The organism is Labrys sp. LIt4, assembly GCF_017813775.1.
Taxonomy (GTDB): domain Bacteria; phylum Pseudomonadota; class Alphaproteobacteria; order Rhizobiales; family Labraceae; genus Labrys; species Labrys okinawensis_A.
Genome location: NZ_JAGIPY010000004.1, coordinates 356,540 through 370,680 on the forward strand (window position 1 = coordinate 356,540; position 14,141 = coordinate 370,680).

Annotated in this window: 12 protein-coding genes; 4 read left to right on the forward strand and 8 right to left on the reverse strand. The window is 64.9% G+C overall.

Annotation, left to right across the window (positions count from 1 at the left end):
• Positions 1–203 precede the first annotated feature (203 nt).
• The 4 genes from J8I29_RS10025 to J8I29_RS10040 all read right to left on the reverse strand — a co-directional run bounded on the left by J8I29_RS10025 (position 204) and on the right by J8I29_RS10040 (position 4,766).
• Positions 204–932, reverse strand: a complete 729-nt coding sequence (locus tag J8I29_RS10025) for an FkbM family methyltransferase (protein WP_209431525.1) — start codon at positions 930–932, stop codon at positions 204–206.
• Positions 929–2,032: a radical SAM protein gene (locus tag J8I29_RS10030; RefSeq protein ID WP_209431526.1), complete on the reverse strand. Its 1,104-nt coding sequence runs from the start codon at positions 2,030–2,032 to the stop codon at positions 929–931. Before J8I29_RS10030 ends, J8I29_RS10025 begins: the two co-directional genes overlap by 4 nt.
• A gap of 174 nt (positions 2,033–2,206) precedes the next feature.
• A complete protein-coding gene (locus J8I29_RS10035; RefSeq protein WP_209431527.1) occupies positions 2,207–3,874 on the reverse strand; it encodes an adenylate/guanylate cyclase domain-containing protein in 1,668 nt (555 codons plus the stop codon).
• Positions 3,875–4,328: 454 nt separating this feature from the next.
• The gene (locus J8I29_RS10040; RefSeq protein WP_209431528.1) at positions 4,329–4,766 is read right to left on the reverse strand and encodes a helix-turn-helix domain-containing protein; all 438 of its coding nucleotides are present in this window, start codon (positions 4,764–4,766) and stop codon (positions 4,329–4,331) included.
• A 70-nt stretch (positions 4,767–4,836) separates the two neighbouring features.
• On the opposite strand from J8I29_RS10040, the gene J8I29_RS10045 reads away from it, so the two are divergent.
• The gene (locus J8I29_RS10045; protein ID WP_105861087.1) at positions 4,837–5,790 is read left to right on the forward strand and encodes an aromatic alcohol reductase; all 954 of its coding nucleotides are present in this window, start codon (positions 4,837–4,839) and stop codon (positions 5,788–5,790) included.
• Between the two features lie 245 nt (positions 5,791–6,035).
• On the opposite strand, the gene J8I29_RS10050 is transcribed toward J8I29_RS10045, so the two are convergent.
• Both J8I29_RS10050 and J8I29_RS10055 read right to left on the reverse strand, forming a co-directional pair.
• Positions 6,036–6,482, reverse strand: a complete 447-nt coding sequence (locus tag J8I29_RS10050) for a Crp/Fnr family transcriptional regulator (protein WP_105861088.1) — start codon at positions 6,480–6,482, stop codon at positions 6,036–6,038.
• A gap of 178 nt (positions 6,483–6,660) precedes the next feature.
• Positions 6,661–9,345 (reverse strand): ABC transporter ATP-binding protein, encoded by a 2,685-nt coding sequence (locus J8I29_RS10055; protein ID WP_209431529.1) that lies wholly within the window; start codon positions 9,343–9,345, stop codon positions 6,661–6,663.
• Positions 9,346–9,770: 425 nt separating this feature from the next.
• On the opposite strand from J8I29_RS10055, the gene J8I29_RS10060 reads away from it, so the two are divergent.
• The 3 genes from J8I29_RS10060 to J8I29_RS10070 all read left to right on the forward strand — a co-directional run bounded on the left by J8I29_RS10060 (position 9,771) and on the right by J8I29_RS10070 (position 12,928).
• Positions 9,771–10,979, forward strand: a complete 1,209-nt coding sequence (locus tag J8I29_RS10060; RefSeq protein WP_245196828.1) for a glycosyltransferase — start codon at positions 9,771–9,773, stop codon at positions 10,977–10,979.
• Between the two features lie 171 nt (positions 10,980–11,150).
• A complete protein-coding gene (locus J8I29_RS10065) occupies positions 11,151–12,449 on the forward strand; it encodes a glycosyltransferase family 4 protein (protein ID WP_209431531.1) in 1,299 nt (432 codons plus the stop codon).
• Positions 12,446–12,928 (forward strand): class I SAM-dependent methyltransferase, encoded by a 483-nt coding sequence (locus tag J8I29_RS10070; protein ID WP_209431532.1) that lies wholly within the window; start codon positions 12,446–12,448, stop codon positions 12,926–12,928. Before J8I29_RS10065 ends, J8I29_RS10070 begins: the two co-directional genes overlap by 4 nt.
• Before the next feature lie 303 nt (positions 12,929–13,231).
• On the opposite strand, the gene J8I29_RS10075 is transcribed toward J8I29_RS10070, so the two are convergent.
• Positions 13,232–13,852, reverse strand: coding sequence for a methyltransferase domain-containing protein (locus tag J8I29_RS10075; RefSeq protein ID WP_209431533.1), 621 nt, complete (start codon positions 13,850–13,852; stop codon positions 13,232–13,234).
• Complete coding sequence (locus J8I29_RS10080; protein ID WP_209431534.1) at positions 13,822–14,028, reverse strand: hypothetical protein; 207 nt, start codon at positions 14,026–14,028, stop codon at positions 13,822–13,824. Before J8I29_RS10080 ends, J8I29_RS10075 begins: the two co-directional genes overlap by 31 nt.
• Positions 14,029–14,141 lie beyond the last annotated feature (113 nt).

Here is a 14,141-nt window from a genome sequence, read left to right on the forward strand (position 1 = left end):
AAGCGTTCTGCGATTTGCCGGTTGCGGCGAGAATCGCAAGGACGCATCGAAACAAAGAGTGAGGGCAAAGGGCATTCGGTCATGAACACGCTTTGCGCCAATTGCCGCCGGCTGGCGCGCATGGGTCTGCGTTCCTCGCCGAAGGTCAGCCAATTCACGACACAGCCAGGAGGGCCGGTCAATGGCTCTGTGTCGGCAAATCGCTATTTTCGCGTGGCCAGCACGGTCGAATTCGCCTGCCGGGATATTGGCTGTTCCTCGCAATCGAGGTTGCGCAGCGTGTAGTCGGCAAGCGCCGACCGGGCCGTCGCCGTCAGGGCTTCGATCTCCGCCGCCGAGCGGCCGGCCTTGGCGAGCAGGCGGGGGTGGAAGGCGATCAGCGCCGCCGCGGTGCGCGGGCCGAGGAGAGGGGCCAGGTGCGGCAGGAGCTGATACTCGGCCCCTTCCACGTCCATCTTGAGCACGATGCGCCCGGCGTCCCCCGCCATCGCGGCGATCTCGGCCGGCAGGATGGCCTGCGCCTCCCACAACGCGACGCCGCTGTCGGCGGCCAGGATGCTGCCCATGCTGTCGCCGGGCTTCTTGGGCGAGCCCAGCCTGACACGCCCCGGGGTCGGCGACACCGCGGCATGGTGAAGGCGGATGCGTGGTGCCAGGGCCGGATTGGCGGCGACATTGGCACTGATGAGCTCGAAGGCGCGCGGATCGGGTTCGAAGGCGAGAACCTCGGCGCCGAGGGCGGCTGCCGTCAGGGTGATCGGTCCGATCCAGCCGCCGATATCGATGAACAGCGTGCCGGGACCGGCGAGGGCATGCACGCTCGCCAGCGTCTCCGGCTCCCAGGCGCCGCTCTCCGCCTTGTCCCAGAAACCGTCCTTGTCGTCGGCGACGGCAAAGCTCGCGCCGGCGACATTGCGCACCCGGGCGTTCACGCCGCTTTGCTTTGCAGTTCGGCGGCCCTCTGCCGGCGCAATTTGTTGAGCTTGATCTTGAAGCCCATATTGTCGGCATTGGAGTAGGAACAGCTCTGGCAGATGTCGAACTGTTTAGTGTAGCCGTGGCGCCGGGCCTTGGCGGCCTCGTCCGACAGATAGGCTTGCTTGAAGCCGACCTTGTCGACATTGGGCAGCTTGATCATGCGGTCATAGTCGATGCAGCACAGGCCCAGGTCCCCCTCCCAGAAGACCACGGTCTGGTAGAGCGGCACGTCGCAGAGCAGGCTGATCTTTTCGTTCTGATGGCGCTGAAGATCGTGATTCTTCGGTACGAGGTGACCATATTTCGTCTGCTGGTCGTCGTCGGTATAGGAGCCGAGGCTGAAGGTCTTGAAGCGCACCTGGTCGAAGCCGATATTGTCGGCCCATTCGACCATCGCGTCGATCTGCTTTTCCGAATAGGAGGTCAGCAGGGTCTGCAGCACGGTCACCGTCTTGGTGTTGCCGAGGCGCTGCTTGATCGCGAGGAAGTTCTCGATATTGGCCTTCACCTGTTCGAATTTCGAACCGACGCGATAGGATTCCTGCGCCTCGGCATCGAAGCCGTCGATGCACAGATTGATGCGGCCGAGCCCGGCCTGGAGCATCTTCTCGATCAGTTCGGACGAGAGCTTGGTGGCGTTGGTCGAGACGAAGGTGTCGTGCCCGCGCTCATTGGCGTAGGCGATCATCTCGGGCAGCGCCTTGTTCATGGTCGGCTCGCCGGAGAAGTTGAAATACATCGCCGGCTTTTGCTTCTCGTCGACGAAATCGTCGACGATCTGCCGGAAGATTTCCATTTTCATCAGGCCGCGCGGACGGGTCATGGCGAAGGTGACCGGGCAGACGGGACAGCGCAGATTGCACGAATTGGTGACGTCGACGACGATGATCGTCGGCAATTTCTTGAAATATCGAAGCGGAATGCGGCTGGCGGCGTAGGTGAACGCCTTGCGCGCCAAGGGCGATTTCTGGATCTGGTCCGTCACCCTGTCGCGCACGCGGTGCAGCAGTTTGGGGGCGGCGGATTTGGTTCCAATCGCAGTCAGGTCAAGCACGGTTTTCTCCTGTCGGCGCACCGGGTCAAGGCCGGTGGCTTGAGCCCGTGTGTAGCGCAGATTTGGCGGGAGTGCGACAGGCGGCGCTCAAATTCGAGTGATGGCCGACCCGGCAGAAGGCGCCGTGCCGGACGGCTCCGAAGACCCGTCTCCCATGGCGTCTGCAGTCCCGCCTCACTCCGCCGGCACGGGCGTTTCCTCCAGGGTGTAGAGCGTGATCGGCTTGTCGCGGCCGACGATGTGCAGATGCTTGCCGTTCTGGCGCCGCAGCGACATGCCCGAACGCTGCATCGCCTCTTCCGAGATCAGGCAGTCGGTGAGGTAATCCTTGGTGGCGGCCTCCAGCCGGCCGGCGATGGTGACGGTGTCGCCCAGCGCGACGAGGCGCATGCCGCGTTCGCTGTCGCCGACACGGGCGATGATGGCGGGGCCGGAATGAATGCCGATGCCCACCCTGAGGGGGATCGAGAGCGCCGCGCCGAATTCGGTATTGAGGCCTTCCACGCTCTTGAGCATGCCCCTGGCGGCCCTGATGGCATCGGCGGCGCCGCGGGAGGGCTCGTCGCCCAGGCCGAAAATCGCGATCAGCCCATCAGCCGCGAAAGCGTCGACCCGCCCGCCATGGGCCTCGGCAGCCTGGGTCATTTCCTGCACGAAGCGGTTCATCAACAACACGATGTCGTAGGGAATCTGCAGCCTCGTCATCGCATTGAAGGCGCGGATGTCGACGAAGAGCGCCGTGATCTCGCGTTCGGCGCCCCAGCGATAGAGATCGTCGCCGCTGCGCCCGCGCATGCCCGTCGGCACGATCGGCAGCAGGATCTGCACGGAGATGTCGTGATCGGGACGAAGCTGGCAGGCGAGGCGGACATTGGCGGGCGCCGAGATTCGCTCCAGCATGGTGCGCTCGGCCTTGCTCGGGGAGGGCAGCGCGCTCGCATCCGAAGTGACGGCCACCCGGCAGGTCGAGCAGCGCCCGCGCCCGCCGCACTGGGCGGGGTGGGGGATGGCGTTGGCGCGGCTGGCTTCGAGCACGGTGGTGCCGCGCGGGATCTTGAAGGTGCCGTGGCCGACATAGCGGATGGCGACGGTGCCGGAACGCAGCCGCAGCAACACCCTGAGAATCATCACCAGCGCCACGAAGGCGATGACGGCGGCCAGGCCGAGCAGCAGCCATTGGCCGGCGACGAGCAGGGCCATGGTGTGGTCGGCCGCGATGGGCGAAGGCGTGCGTCCGGCCGCCTCGAGCTCGCGGCTGGCGGAGAAGAAGCCCGCCAGAGCGAGCGTAGGCAGCATGCCCGTCCCCAGAATCAGCAAATCGCGCCAGCGTGCATAGAAGGAGCGGCTGCGCAGCACCTGTCCGATGCCGATGCAGCCATGCGTCCAGGCACAGAGCAGCAGCAGGATCTGCTTGGCTGGCCCGCCCTGCCAGATCCGCGCGAGCACCTCGCCATAGCTTTCGCTGTAGCCATAGAGCGAGGTGATGCGGGTGCCCATTACATGGGAGATCAGGAAATAGGGAATGGCCAGGCCGAGCGCGATCTGCACCAGCTCCTCGAGCGGCATGCGCGAAATGCGCCGGGTGGTCAGGCGCTTGAGCGCGAGTGTCGCATGGGTGAGCAGCGCTCCATAGAGGAGCGCGGTGCCGCCATAGGATTGCCAGGCCCAGATGCGCCAGCGCTGCACGGCCTCCATGGTCGCCACGCCGAACACGCCGAGGGCGTGATTGAGCAGATGGGTGGTCACGAAGGCGAACAGCACGACGCCGGCCCATAGCCGCAATTCGCGCTCCCGCGGCAATCGCCATTCGATTTGCCCGGGTGCGCTCTCGGTGTCGCTCATGCGGTCGAACTCGTGAAGATGGGTGCCGGGATGCGGCGTTTATCAAATCGGGAGCCCATGCGGGCTTTGCAGCAAAGCCCGTTTTAGCGAAAACGCAGCTTTACTCTAGCTCTTTGTTTCGACGCGACTTCGTCCCATATTTCTGCCGGCCCTCGGCGCCTGGGCAGAAGGGCAACGTCGAAAACACCAACGGGCGGATTCGGCGCATTCTGCCCTTCGACACCGACATCTCAGCGCTCTGCAAGCGTCAGCTGCAAAGCAGGCAGATCGGCTCAACGACACGCCCCGCAAGTGCCTCGACTGTCGTATCCCGCGCGAGGTCTTGGGCAGGAAGCTCGCCGCCGCGGACCCCTTGGATCAAGGCCAATCGGCCGAACAATGACCGGAAGTGGCGGTTGTCGGACTGTCCGCTTCGGGCGCGGTGACCTGCGCAAGCGGACCCACTTCGCGTCGGCTATGACGCTTCACTAAGGTGGTTTGTATCAAATGCCTCCCTTGCCGCCCGGAAGCTGTCCGCATTTTCGACGATCCAGGTCCATAGAGGAACCATCCGGACAAGTAGCTCCAAGCCGGAGTCGGACAGCCGATACTCGACGTGAGGGGGCACCTCCTCGAAGTCATGGCGGATCACCAATCCGTCACGCTCCAATAGGCGAAGGGTGCGCGTCAGCATCCGCTGGGTAATACCGTGCATGCGCCGGCCGATCTCCGCATGACGTAGCTGGCCGTACACGCCGAGGGCGTGGATGACACCGAGCGACCAGCGATTGCCAGCATGAGCCAGCACCTCTCGCCGCAACCCGTCGTCGTCGTCCCGAAGACCGTCGCAGACCGTCTGGGAGTATCTGAGAACGTCGTCCCGGTTTAGCGATCTGCCCCCAGTATCACGCATGTGCCTTCTTTCGCGCCTGTCTATGGATTGCCAGATCAGGGCGGCAACCAATCTTGAATAGGTCAGAACTATGAACGATGTAGTCTCCGCAGTGAAGTCACGGAACATTCTCGTGCTGGGTGCCGGCGAACTTGGCATGCCGGTACTGCGCAACCTGGCGCGTCGTGCAAAGAACGTGGAGGGAGCCCGGATTAGCGTGCTGTTACGCGCCAGCGCCGTCGCGTCCGACGAGCCGACCAAGAGGCGCGATATCAGCGAGATCCGCGACCTCGGGATAGAGATCGTCGTAGGCGATCTAGTGAAGAGCTCGGTCGACGAGCTTGCGTCGGTTTTCCAGCAATATGACACCGTGATCGGATGCACCGGCTATGCCGCCGGGATCGACACGCCTATGAAACTGGCCGAGGCCGCGTTGCGGTCCGGTGTTCCACGCTATTTTCCGTGGCAGTTCGGCGTCGATTTCGAAGCGATCGGTCGTGGCGGACCGCAGGATATCTTCGACGCGCAGCTCGACGTACGCGAACTGCTGCGCTCACAGAGCAAGACTGAGTGGGTCATCATTTCGACCGGCATGTTCATGAGCTATTTATTCGAACCGGAGTTCGGCGTTGTCGATCTGAACAACAGCGCGGTTCATGCCCTTGGCAGCCTCGACACTGCCGTGACGCTGACGACGCCGGATGACATCGGGGTGTTAACCGCCGAGATTGTGTTCTTTGAACCGACCATCCGAAATGAGATCGTATTTCTGGCGGGTGATACCATTACCTACGGTGAAGTCGCAGACAAGCTGGAAGCCGCCCTTGGTCGTCCCTTCAGCAGATCGGAATGGACCGAACCTTTCCTGATGGAAGAGCTGGCACGCGCCCCCCAGAACATGATGCGCAAGTATCGTGCAGCGTTTGCCCAAGGGCGCGGAGTCGCTTGGGACAAGGCCGGGACGTTCAATCAGAGGAATGCCATCCCCGTCACCGATGTGACGGCGTGGATCGGCGCAAACCTCACCTCGTCCCGCAGCAATTAGCCGCTTAGCGAGAGGATCGGTACAGACCGGGTAGCCTCGGCCATTTTGCGAATGGCGGTTATCCGGTCTGCAAATCAACCGAAGGGATGACGAAAGCGGGGCGTAAGCCGATCGCCGGACTTCCTTGTGAGTGCGGCCTCGGACGCAGTACCCGATAGCCCGAGCCGTCTTGATTGGGCGGTATGACCAAGCCCGTTGCTCGCGCAGCGGGTCCGGGGCGCGAGCCGGCAGCTGTGCGAACGACCTCAATGCGTCAGGATGTTCGCGTCCTGCGTGGCGATCTGCATGACGCGGCGCGCCAGTTCCTTGGCGATCGACATCGAGAATTGCGGATTATCCTGCATCATGCGCAGCAGGCAGTCCTTGTTGATGCGCATCACCGAAATGTCGGTATGGGCCCGCGCCGAGGTGAAGCGGCGTGCATCGCAAAGCACCGCCACTTCGCCGATCATGGCGCCCGGCCCTTCGGTGCCGATGGAAATGAGATTCTCGCCGTTCTGGCCGAGAAGTTCGACGTCGCCCTTGAGGATGACGTAGGCGGCATCGGGAATCTCCCCGACCTTGAAGAGATAGTCGCCCTTCTCGAAGGTCAACTGCTCGCTCATGCAGGCGAGCAGCCGCATCTTGCACGGATCTATGCCCGTGAAGATCGGCGCGTTCCTAATGGTTTTGACTTCCAGATCGAGATCCAAGGTCCCTCTCCCCGCTCAACCCTGGAGCAAAGCGCGTCCAGGTGTGAACGCCCGTTTGCTCTAGCTCCTTGTTCCGACGCGTCTTTGCGATTCGAGGTGACTCCCTCATATCGCAAAACGCTTTAGCAACCCCTCGTTGAGCAATCGAGGCAAAATCCAGATGCAATCCAAGCATCATTTAGGCGCTCTGCGCAAGAGTAACAATATCGCGAGTGACGATTCTTGGTCCCTCGAATTCGATGACCCGGTCGAATCCCTCGGCCTGGGTGCTGCTCGCCAGAGTTGCAATCAGGGTGCGGCCCTGCATGGCGTTGCGCACGCCGTGCAGAAGTTCCTCGGCTTCGGAGCTGGAAAAAGCCAGAAGCGCATTCTCCATCACCAGAATCTGGGGATTGGCGACCAGCGCCCTGGCGATGGCGATGCGGGCGCGCTGGGCCGGCTGCAGCTGCCAGCCATTCTTGCCGACTTCGAAATTCAGCCCGAGGGCGAAGATGTCCTTGTCGAGGCCGAGTTCCTCGACGACGCTGCGCGCCAGCGCATAGACGCGTTCCGGGGCGTTGGCGATGCCGTAGCTGATGCGTCCAAACAGGATGTTGTCGCCCACCGGCGCCGCGCGCATGTAGCGGGCGGGATCATAGAACTCGATCTCGTCGCTGTAATGCGAGGGCAGATGGCTCCGGAAGCTGTGCCGCGCCCTGAGCACCCGTGCCGTGAAGGCCTCGGTCACCAGGCCCAGGCGATGGCGCGGTTCGATATAGGCAAGGCCCGCGCCGAGCAGCCGCGTGCGGGCCGAGGACGAGAGCGCCCGCGTGGTGCCGCGCGCATGCACGGAATCGACGATTTCCTGGAAGCGCGGCAGGTCTTCGGGGCGAATCGCCGAATAGCGCTCAAACACGGGATGTTCGGGCGGCAGGCCGGCGAAGGTCTCCACCGCCATCTCCGCCACGCGCAGGCCGAAATCGATCAGGGGCTCCAGCAGGGCTTCGGCCTCGAGGATGGAGCGCATGAAACTGTCGCGCTGCAGGCTGTCCATATGCAGTCTCTTGCCCTTTGGCACGCCGAAGAGCAGGTTTTCGCCGACCGATGCGCCGGCATTGTAGAGCTGCGGGTCGAAGGGATCGACCAGGTGGGACATGCCCTTGTTCGCCAGGCGCTCGCGGACGACCTGGCGTGCCCGCACGAAACGCTCGAGGAAGGCGTCGCTATGGCTGTCGTCGAAGCGGCCGCGCACGCCGAAGCGGTTGATGTCCGCGAAGGCGCCGGCAGCGTCGAGCGCCCTGCGAATCGCCTCGTCGACCTCCTGGGGGCCGGCTACGCCGAGCGCCTGGTAGTCTGTCCAGTCGGCATCGGCGGAGACCAGCGGATTGCCGGAGCGCCGCGCTTCCAGGAAGGCCTTGTACTGCGCATTGTCGGACACCAGCACCGAGATGTCGCCGAGGGAGGGCGGGCGGCGCTGGGCGGCGAACAGGATGTTGTCGCGGATGGAGCCGGGCGAGAGCAGGGGATCGGGGCCGACGAAGGACAGAATCTGGCTGAGTTCGAGGTCGGAGAAGGAGGAAATCTCGGCTTCGCCGATCTTCACGCTGCCCTGGAAGGCCAGGAACTGGCGCCCGAGAATGCGGGCCAGGATGTCGCGGCCGGCTCCTGCCGGTCCGACCAGTGCGATATGGCTCGGCCGTTCCAAGGTGAGGGAGAGCCGGTCGAGCAGCGAGACGCCGCGGGCATCCTGCACGCTCACCGAGGTGAGCTGGATCGGCGTATCGGCGGGCGGAATCGCCGCGGTCTTGCCGTTGGCGGGCGGCAGCAGGCGCTCCGGTGAGAATTGCGCCGAGACCTGCTCATATTTGACCTGCACGTCCTGGCGCTGCTGGTCCCAGGTGATGAGGTCGTTGATGGGCGCCGGGAGGTCCTTGTAGGCGTTGATCACGGCGACCAGGGAACCGATGCTCACGGTGCCGATCAAGGCGAAATAGCCGCCCGCGGCATAGAAGATGAAGGGCGTGAGCTGGGCCAGGAGATTGTTGAGGAACTTGACCGCGAATTTGCGGCGGAACAGGTCGGCGCGGATCCTGTAGAGGCCACCGAGCCGGTCGCCGATCTCGGCCTCGACATAGCGCGTTGCGCCGAAAGTGTGCAGGGCGGGTGCCGTCTCGATCGCCTCGCCGATTCGCCCCGCGAGCTGGCGTGACGCCAACTGGCGTTCGCGGCCAAGGCGGATCTGTTCGCGCCGCAGGATCGGGATGATGATCGCCTGGGCCAGCACCACCACGAGGGCGGCCAGGCCCAGGCTCGGGCTCTGCATCATGATGAAGAGCAGGGCGGTGCCGGCCTGCGTGACCAGGAAGATCGGCTGGATGAAGGCGTCGCCGATGAAGCCGCCGATCGGATCGACCTCGTCCTTGATCATCCCCGCCACCTCGGCCGGCTTCAGCGGCGCGATGTCCTCGGGCCGGAAGCGCATCAGGATCGAGAACAGATCGAAGCGCAGCCGCCGCAGCATGCGCTCGCCCAATATGCCCTTGCGGATGTTGATGACATATTTGAAGGCGCCGTTGATCAGCACCAGCACCAGGAACCACAGGCTGAGGGCGAACAGGAAGGGGACCCGCGTGAGTTCGATGCCCTCGTAGATTCGCCAGGTGGCGCCGCCGAGGAAATCGGGCAGGGAGAGCGACATCTCGAACAGGCGCGCCGTCTGCTTGCCGCCCTCGAAGGCGCCGCCCTGGATCGCCTGGTTGACGATGTGCTTGGGAACTTCCAGCGATATCCAATAGAAGGGCAGCGACGCAAGAATCACCAGCAGCAGAAAGATCTGCTCGCCTCGCGAATGCCGCCAGACATATCGAAAAAGGCTAGGGTCCAACGGGTGACACCTGTTTCCAGTGTCGTGCAGTTAAGAGCTTGCAGGCCGTCCGTCAACGAGGCGAGCGGCCGGATCGACAAAAGCCTGTCACGAAATCGTGCCTAGAATCAATGTCCACGCCGCGATAGAGCAGCGTGAAAATGACGTGGCTTGTCGGCATTGCGGCGCGGCTTCGGCGGCGCTAGGAAAGCCGTCATCGCCCGTTGTCGCTGTGGCACGGTATGTTTATGATGAACCCAGAGTGGTATCGGCCTCCGGCTGCTACGCTTGGTTTCGGCCGCCAGTCGGCCGCATCGATCAGAACTGAATTCGGTATTCATGCGTAGAGCATCCAGCACAGGCTCGGGGGGCTAGTCGTCATGTTGCATCAGCCCGGGCCGGGACTATCCCGACGCGCGCAACGCAGCTCCGGCGGCCCGCGCGTGATGATCTACAGCCATGATACGTTCGGCCTCGGCCATCTCAGGCGTTCGCGCGCCATTGCCAACCGCCTGGTCGAACGCCATCCGGACGCCTCGATCATCATCATCTCCGGCTCGCCGGTGATCGGCAGCTTCGAATTCGGCGATGGGGTCGATTACGTGCGCGTGCCGGGCGTGGTCAAACATGCCGACGGCAACTACACCACTCTCAGCCTCAATCTCACGCTCGACGAAGCGGTGGCGATGCGCGAGGGCATCATCCTGCAGACGGCGCGCACGCTGAAGCCGGATCTGGTGATCGTCGACAAGGAGCCGACGGGTTTCCGCGGCGAGTTGCTGCCGTCGCTCGAGGAACTGCGCCGGGCCGGGGCGCGCATCGTGCTCGGTGTGCGCGACGTGATGGACGAACCCTCGGTGCTGGCGCCCGAATGGGAGCGCAAGGGCGCCGTCGACGCGCTCGTGCGCTATTACGACGACATCTGGGTCTACGGCCTGAGCGAGATCTACGAGCCGCTGGCCGGGCTCGATTTGCCCGACCATGTCCGCCGGCGCATCGTCTATACCGGCTTCCTGCGCCGCGAACTGCCGCCCCAGCCGCAATTGATCCGCTATCCCAAGCTGACCAAGGGCCCCTTCGTGCTGGTCACCACCGGCGGCGGCGGCGACGGGCATGAACTGGTCGACTGGGTGCTCTCCGCCTATGAGCGGGACCCCGGCATCCCGACGCCGGCCCTGCTGGTGTTCGGGCCTTTCGTCGCACGCGACCGGCGCGGCCCCTTCATGGAGCGCATCGCCCGGCTGCCGCATGTGGACGCCATCACCTTCGACGCCAAGATCGAGCATCTGATGGTGAAGGCACAGGGCATCGTCTCCATGGGCGGCTACAACACTTTCTGCGAGATCCTTTCGCTCGACAAACGGGCGCTGATCGTGCCGCGCACCACGCCCCGGCGCGAGCAGTCGATCCGGGCCGAGCACGCCACCCGCCTCGGGCTGGTCTCCATGCTCGACGGCAACAACCTCAATCCCGGCGCCCGCCGCGATCCGCTGGAGATGGCGCAGGCGATCCGCAACCTGCCCAACCAGCCCCTGCCGTCCAAGGCCTTCCTGCCCCATCTGCTCGACGGCCTCGATCGTATCGAGCAATTGGCCACGCCCTGGTTCGAGGCCAAGCTGGGCGCGGTTCCACTGGGGCGTGTTGCCGGGAGCTGACCTTTCTCCGGGTGCGCGGGCATCACAGCAACATGCTTGCATGTTGCGATGCCCGTTCTCTTGGATGCTCGGCTTTTGCAGGATAGGGAGAACGGGCAGGATGCCCGCGCACCCGGAAAATCCCTTCGACACGGGTTGTCCCCCGACCCAGCTTCTCTCCAACGGATCTTGATGCCTTCCACCCGATCTCCCATCGCCATCGTCGTCAAGGGCTATCCCCGCCTGTCCGAGACCTTTATCGCCCAGGAGATCCTGGCGCTGGAACAGGCGGGCTTTGCCTTCGAGATCTGGTCGCTGCGCCAGCCGACCGACGGGGCCGTGCACATGCTGAACCGGCAGATCAAGGCGCGGCCGGTCTATCTGCCCGAATATCTGCATCAGGCCCCGCTGCGGGTGCTGGCGGGGGCGCTCAGCGCCTGCAGGCGCCCCGGGCTGTTCAAGCTGATCAGACTGTTCCTGCGCGATCTCCGGCGCGATTTCAGCGCCAGCCGCGGCCGTCGCCTCGGCCAGGCCCTGGTGATGGCGCGTGAGCTCGATCCGGCCATTCGTCACATCCATGTGCATTTCCTGCATACGCCGGCCTCGGTGGCACGCTATGCCGCCTTGCTCACAGGGCGGACCTTCAGCTTCTCCGCGCACGCCAAGGACATCTGGACCACCACCGATTGGGAGAAGCGCGAAAAGATCGCCGACAGCCAATGGGGGGTCACCTGCACGCGCGACGGGGTCGAGGCCCTGCAGCGCCTAGCGCCGGCGGATGATCCCGATCGGGTCAGCCTCGTTTACCACGGCCTCGATCTCGGCCGCTTTCCCGCGCCGCCGGCCGAACGGCCGTGGCGCGACGGCAGCACCGCCGAAGCGCCGGTCGAATTCGTCACCGTGGGGCGCGCCGTGGCCAAGAAGGGCTTCGACGATCTGCTCACGGCCCTGGCGCAGCTGCCCCCGAGCCTCTCCTGGCGCCTCACCCATATCGGCGGGGGCGAGTTGCGCAAGGCGCTGCAGGCCCAGGCCGAGCGACTGGGCCTGGCCGATCGCATCGCCTGGCGGGGGGCGCTGGCCCAAGGCGAGGTGATCGAAGCGCTGCGCGCGGCCGACCTGTTCGTGCTGCCCTGCAAGGAAGGCGAAGGCGGCGACCGTGACGGGCTGCCCAATGTGATCATGGAAGCGTCGACGCAGGCCCTGCCCATCCTTTCCACGCGCTTTGCCGGCGTGCCGGAATTCGTGCGCGAAGGCGAGGAGGGGCTGCTGGTGCCGCCGAGCGATCCGGCGGCCCTTGCCGGAGGGCTGTGGACCCTGGCCACGGATCCCGCCTTGCGCCAGCGCCTGGGAGCGGGCGCCTATCGGCGGGTGCGCGAAGCCTTCTCCTTCGAGGCCGGCATTGCGGTGCTGGCCGGCAAGTTCGACGCGGTGCTGGCCGGACCACACGCGGCCGCCGCGCCGGCACCGGCGCTGGCGGGGCAGGGCTCGTGAGCCGTCTCGACAGCTTCATCCGCCGGGTCAGCGCCCAACGCGACGTGCTCGACCATGTCTGCAGCCTGATCGCCGGCCTGCCCGGCCCGGTGCTCGAACTGGGGCTCGGCAATGGGCGGACCTTCGATCATCTGCGCGAGAGGCTGCCGGGCCGCCGCATCGTCGCCTTCGACCGGGTTCTCGGGGCGCATAAGAGCTCGATCCCCCCTGAGGAAGACCTCGTGCTCGGCGAAATCCGGGAAACCGCCGCACGCTTTGCCGGCATCGGCGCCGCGCTGGTGCATGCCGACATCGAGACCAATTATGCGGAAGTCGATGCGGAGACGGTGCTCTGGCTGCCGTCCCTGGCGGCCGACCTGCTGCAGCCCGGCGGCATCGTGGCCAGCGGGCTTCCCTTGCAGCATTCCGCGCTCCGGCATCTCGACCTGCCGCCTGGCGTGCCCGCCGGGCGCTATTTTCTCTATCGGCGCTTGGCCTAGAGCAAAACGCGTTCAAGCGTGAACGCTTATTTGCTCTAACTCATTGTTCTGACGCGTCTTTGCGATTCTAGGTGACCCCGTCTAATCGCAAAACACTCTAGGACGATAGTCGATCACGTCGGGTCGAATATCGTCCGCGATTTCAAAAGGACGCTATGGCCCGTTGAGCGCGCCAGGCAAACAAACTCTTCTCGACGATCCCGTCTAAACACTTCGCCGGCGGCCTGCGGACAGCGGTGATCCCGGGCGGGACCGGCCGCCGGCCGCCGATATTTCGTCAGCCGGCTTTCTCGCGACGCGGCATCAGCCGCTCTGGCGAACCCGGCTGATCCGGTAGACCGCGGCGGGCGGTAGGTTCCAGAAAGTGCCGCCGATGCGCGCCGCCTGGAGGCCGAGGCCGGAGAGAATGGCGCGGGGGACGGGGCAGCGCGGCCCATAGGTGAACTGGTAGAAGGCGCCGTCCGGGCGCAGATAGTGGAAGGCGCCCGCCACGATGTCGGCGACCTTGTCCGGCGGCATCGACAGCAGCGGCAGGCCGCTGACCACGGCTCCGACGGGGCTGCCCTCATAGAGCTCGTGCCGGGCGAGACGGGCGGCATCCATCGACAGGATGCGGGCCCGCGGAAAGCGGCTTTCCAGCATGCGGGCAAAGTCGGCGCTGAACTCGATCAAGGTCAGGTCGCTTTCGGCGATGCCGCGCGCCAGCAGGGCCCGGGTGAAGACGCCGGTGCCGGGTCCGAGTTCCAGCACGGGACCGAGTGCCGGCGAGATCTCGTGAGTCATCACCCGGGCGAGCGCGCCGCTGGAGGGCGCCACCGCGGCCACGCGCAGCGGGTTGGTCACCCAGGCCCGCAAGAAGCGGGAGAAATCGGCACAGGACGTGCCGGGATCGGTCAAACGAAGCTCGGCTGATGGTTCGGCCATGTCACACCTGTCAGTTCTTCGGAGATGCCCCAGAGGCGGGCTGCGAGGGCGGGATCGCGGGCCTTTTCGCCGACCCTGGCGTCCCCGACCGGCCCCTTGAGTTCGAACATGGCCTGCGGCCCGTAATAGCCCGATGGCCTGGCCTCGGGCGATGTCGCTGCGAATAGAGTCGGCAATGCGCCAGCGCCGTCTCATAGCCCAGACCGCCGGCCGCGCCGGTGATCAGGACACGCCGCCCCCGCTGGGGCGGCATGTCGCGAGTGGTCCAGGGTCTATCGGCACCGCTCAT

Excerpts from the sequence above, each read along its gene's own strand:
- J8I29_RS10035 (WP_209431527.1), bottom strand. The coding sequence starts at position 3,874 with ATGAGCGACACCGAGAGCGCACCCGGGCAAATCGAATGGCGATTGCCG.
- J8I29_RS10040 (WP_209431528.1), bottom strand. The coding sequence starts at position 4,766 with ATGCGTGATACTGGGGGCAGATCGCTAAACCGGGACGACGTTCTCAGA.
- J8I29_RS10045 (WP_105861087.1), top strand. The coding sequence starts at position 4,837 with ATGAACGATGTAGTCTCCGCAGTGAAGTCACGGAACATTCTCGTGCTG.
- J8I29_RS10060 (WP_245196828.1), top strand. The coding sequence starts at position 9,771 with ATGATCTACAGCCATGATACGTTCGGCCTCGGCCATCTCAGGCGTTCG.
- J8I29_RS10065 (WP_209431531.1), top strand. The coding sequence starts at position 11,151 with ATGCCTTCCACCCGATCTCCCATCGCCATCGTCGTCAAGGGCTATCCC.
- J8I29_RS10075 (WP_209431533.1), bottom strand. The coding sequence starts at position 13,852 with ATGGCCGAACCATCAGCCGAGCTTCGTTTGACCGATCCCGGCACGTCC.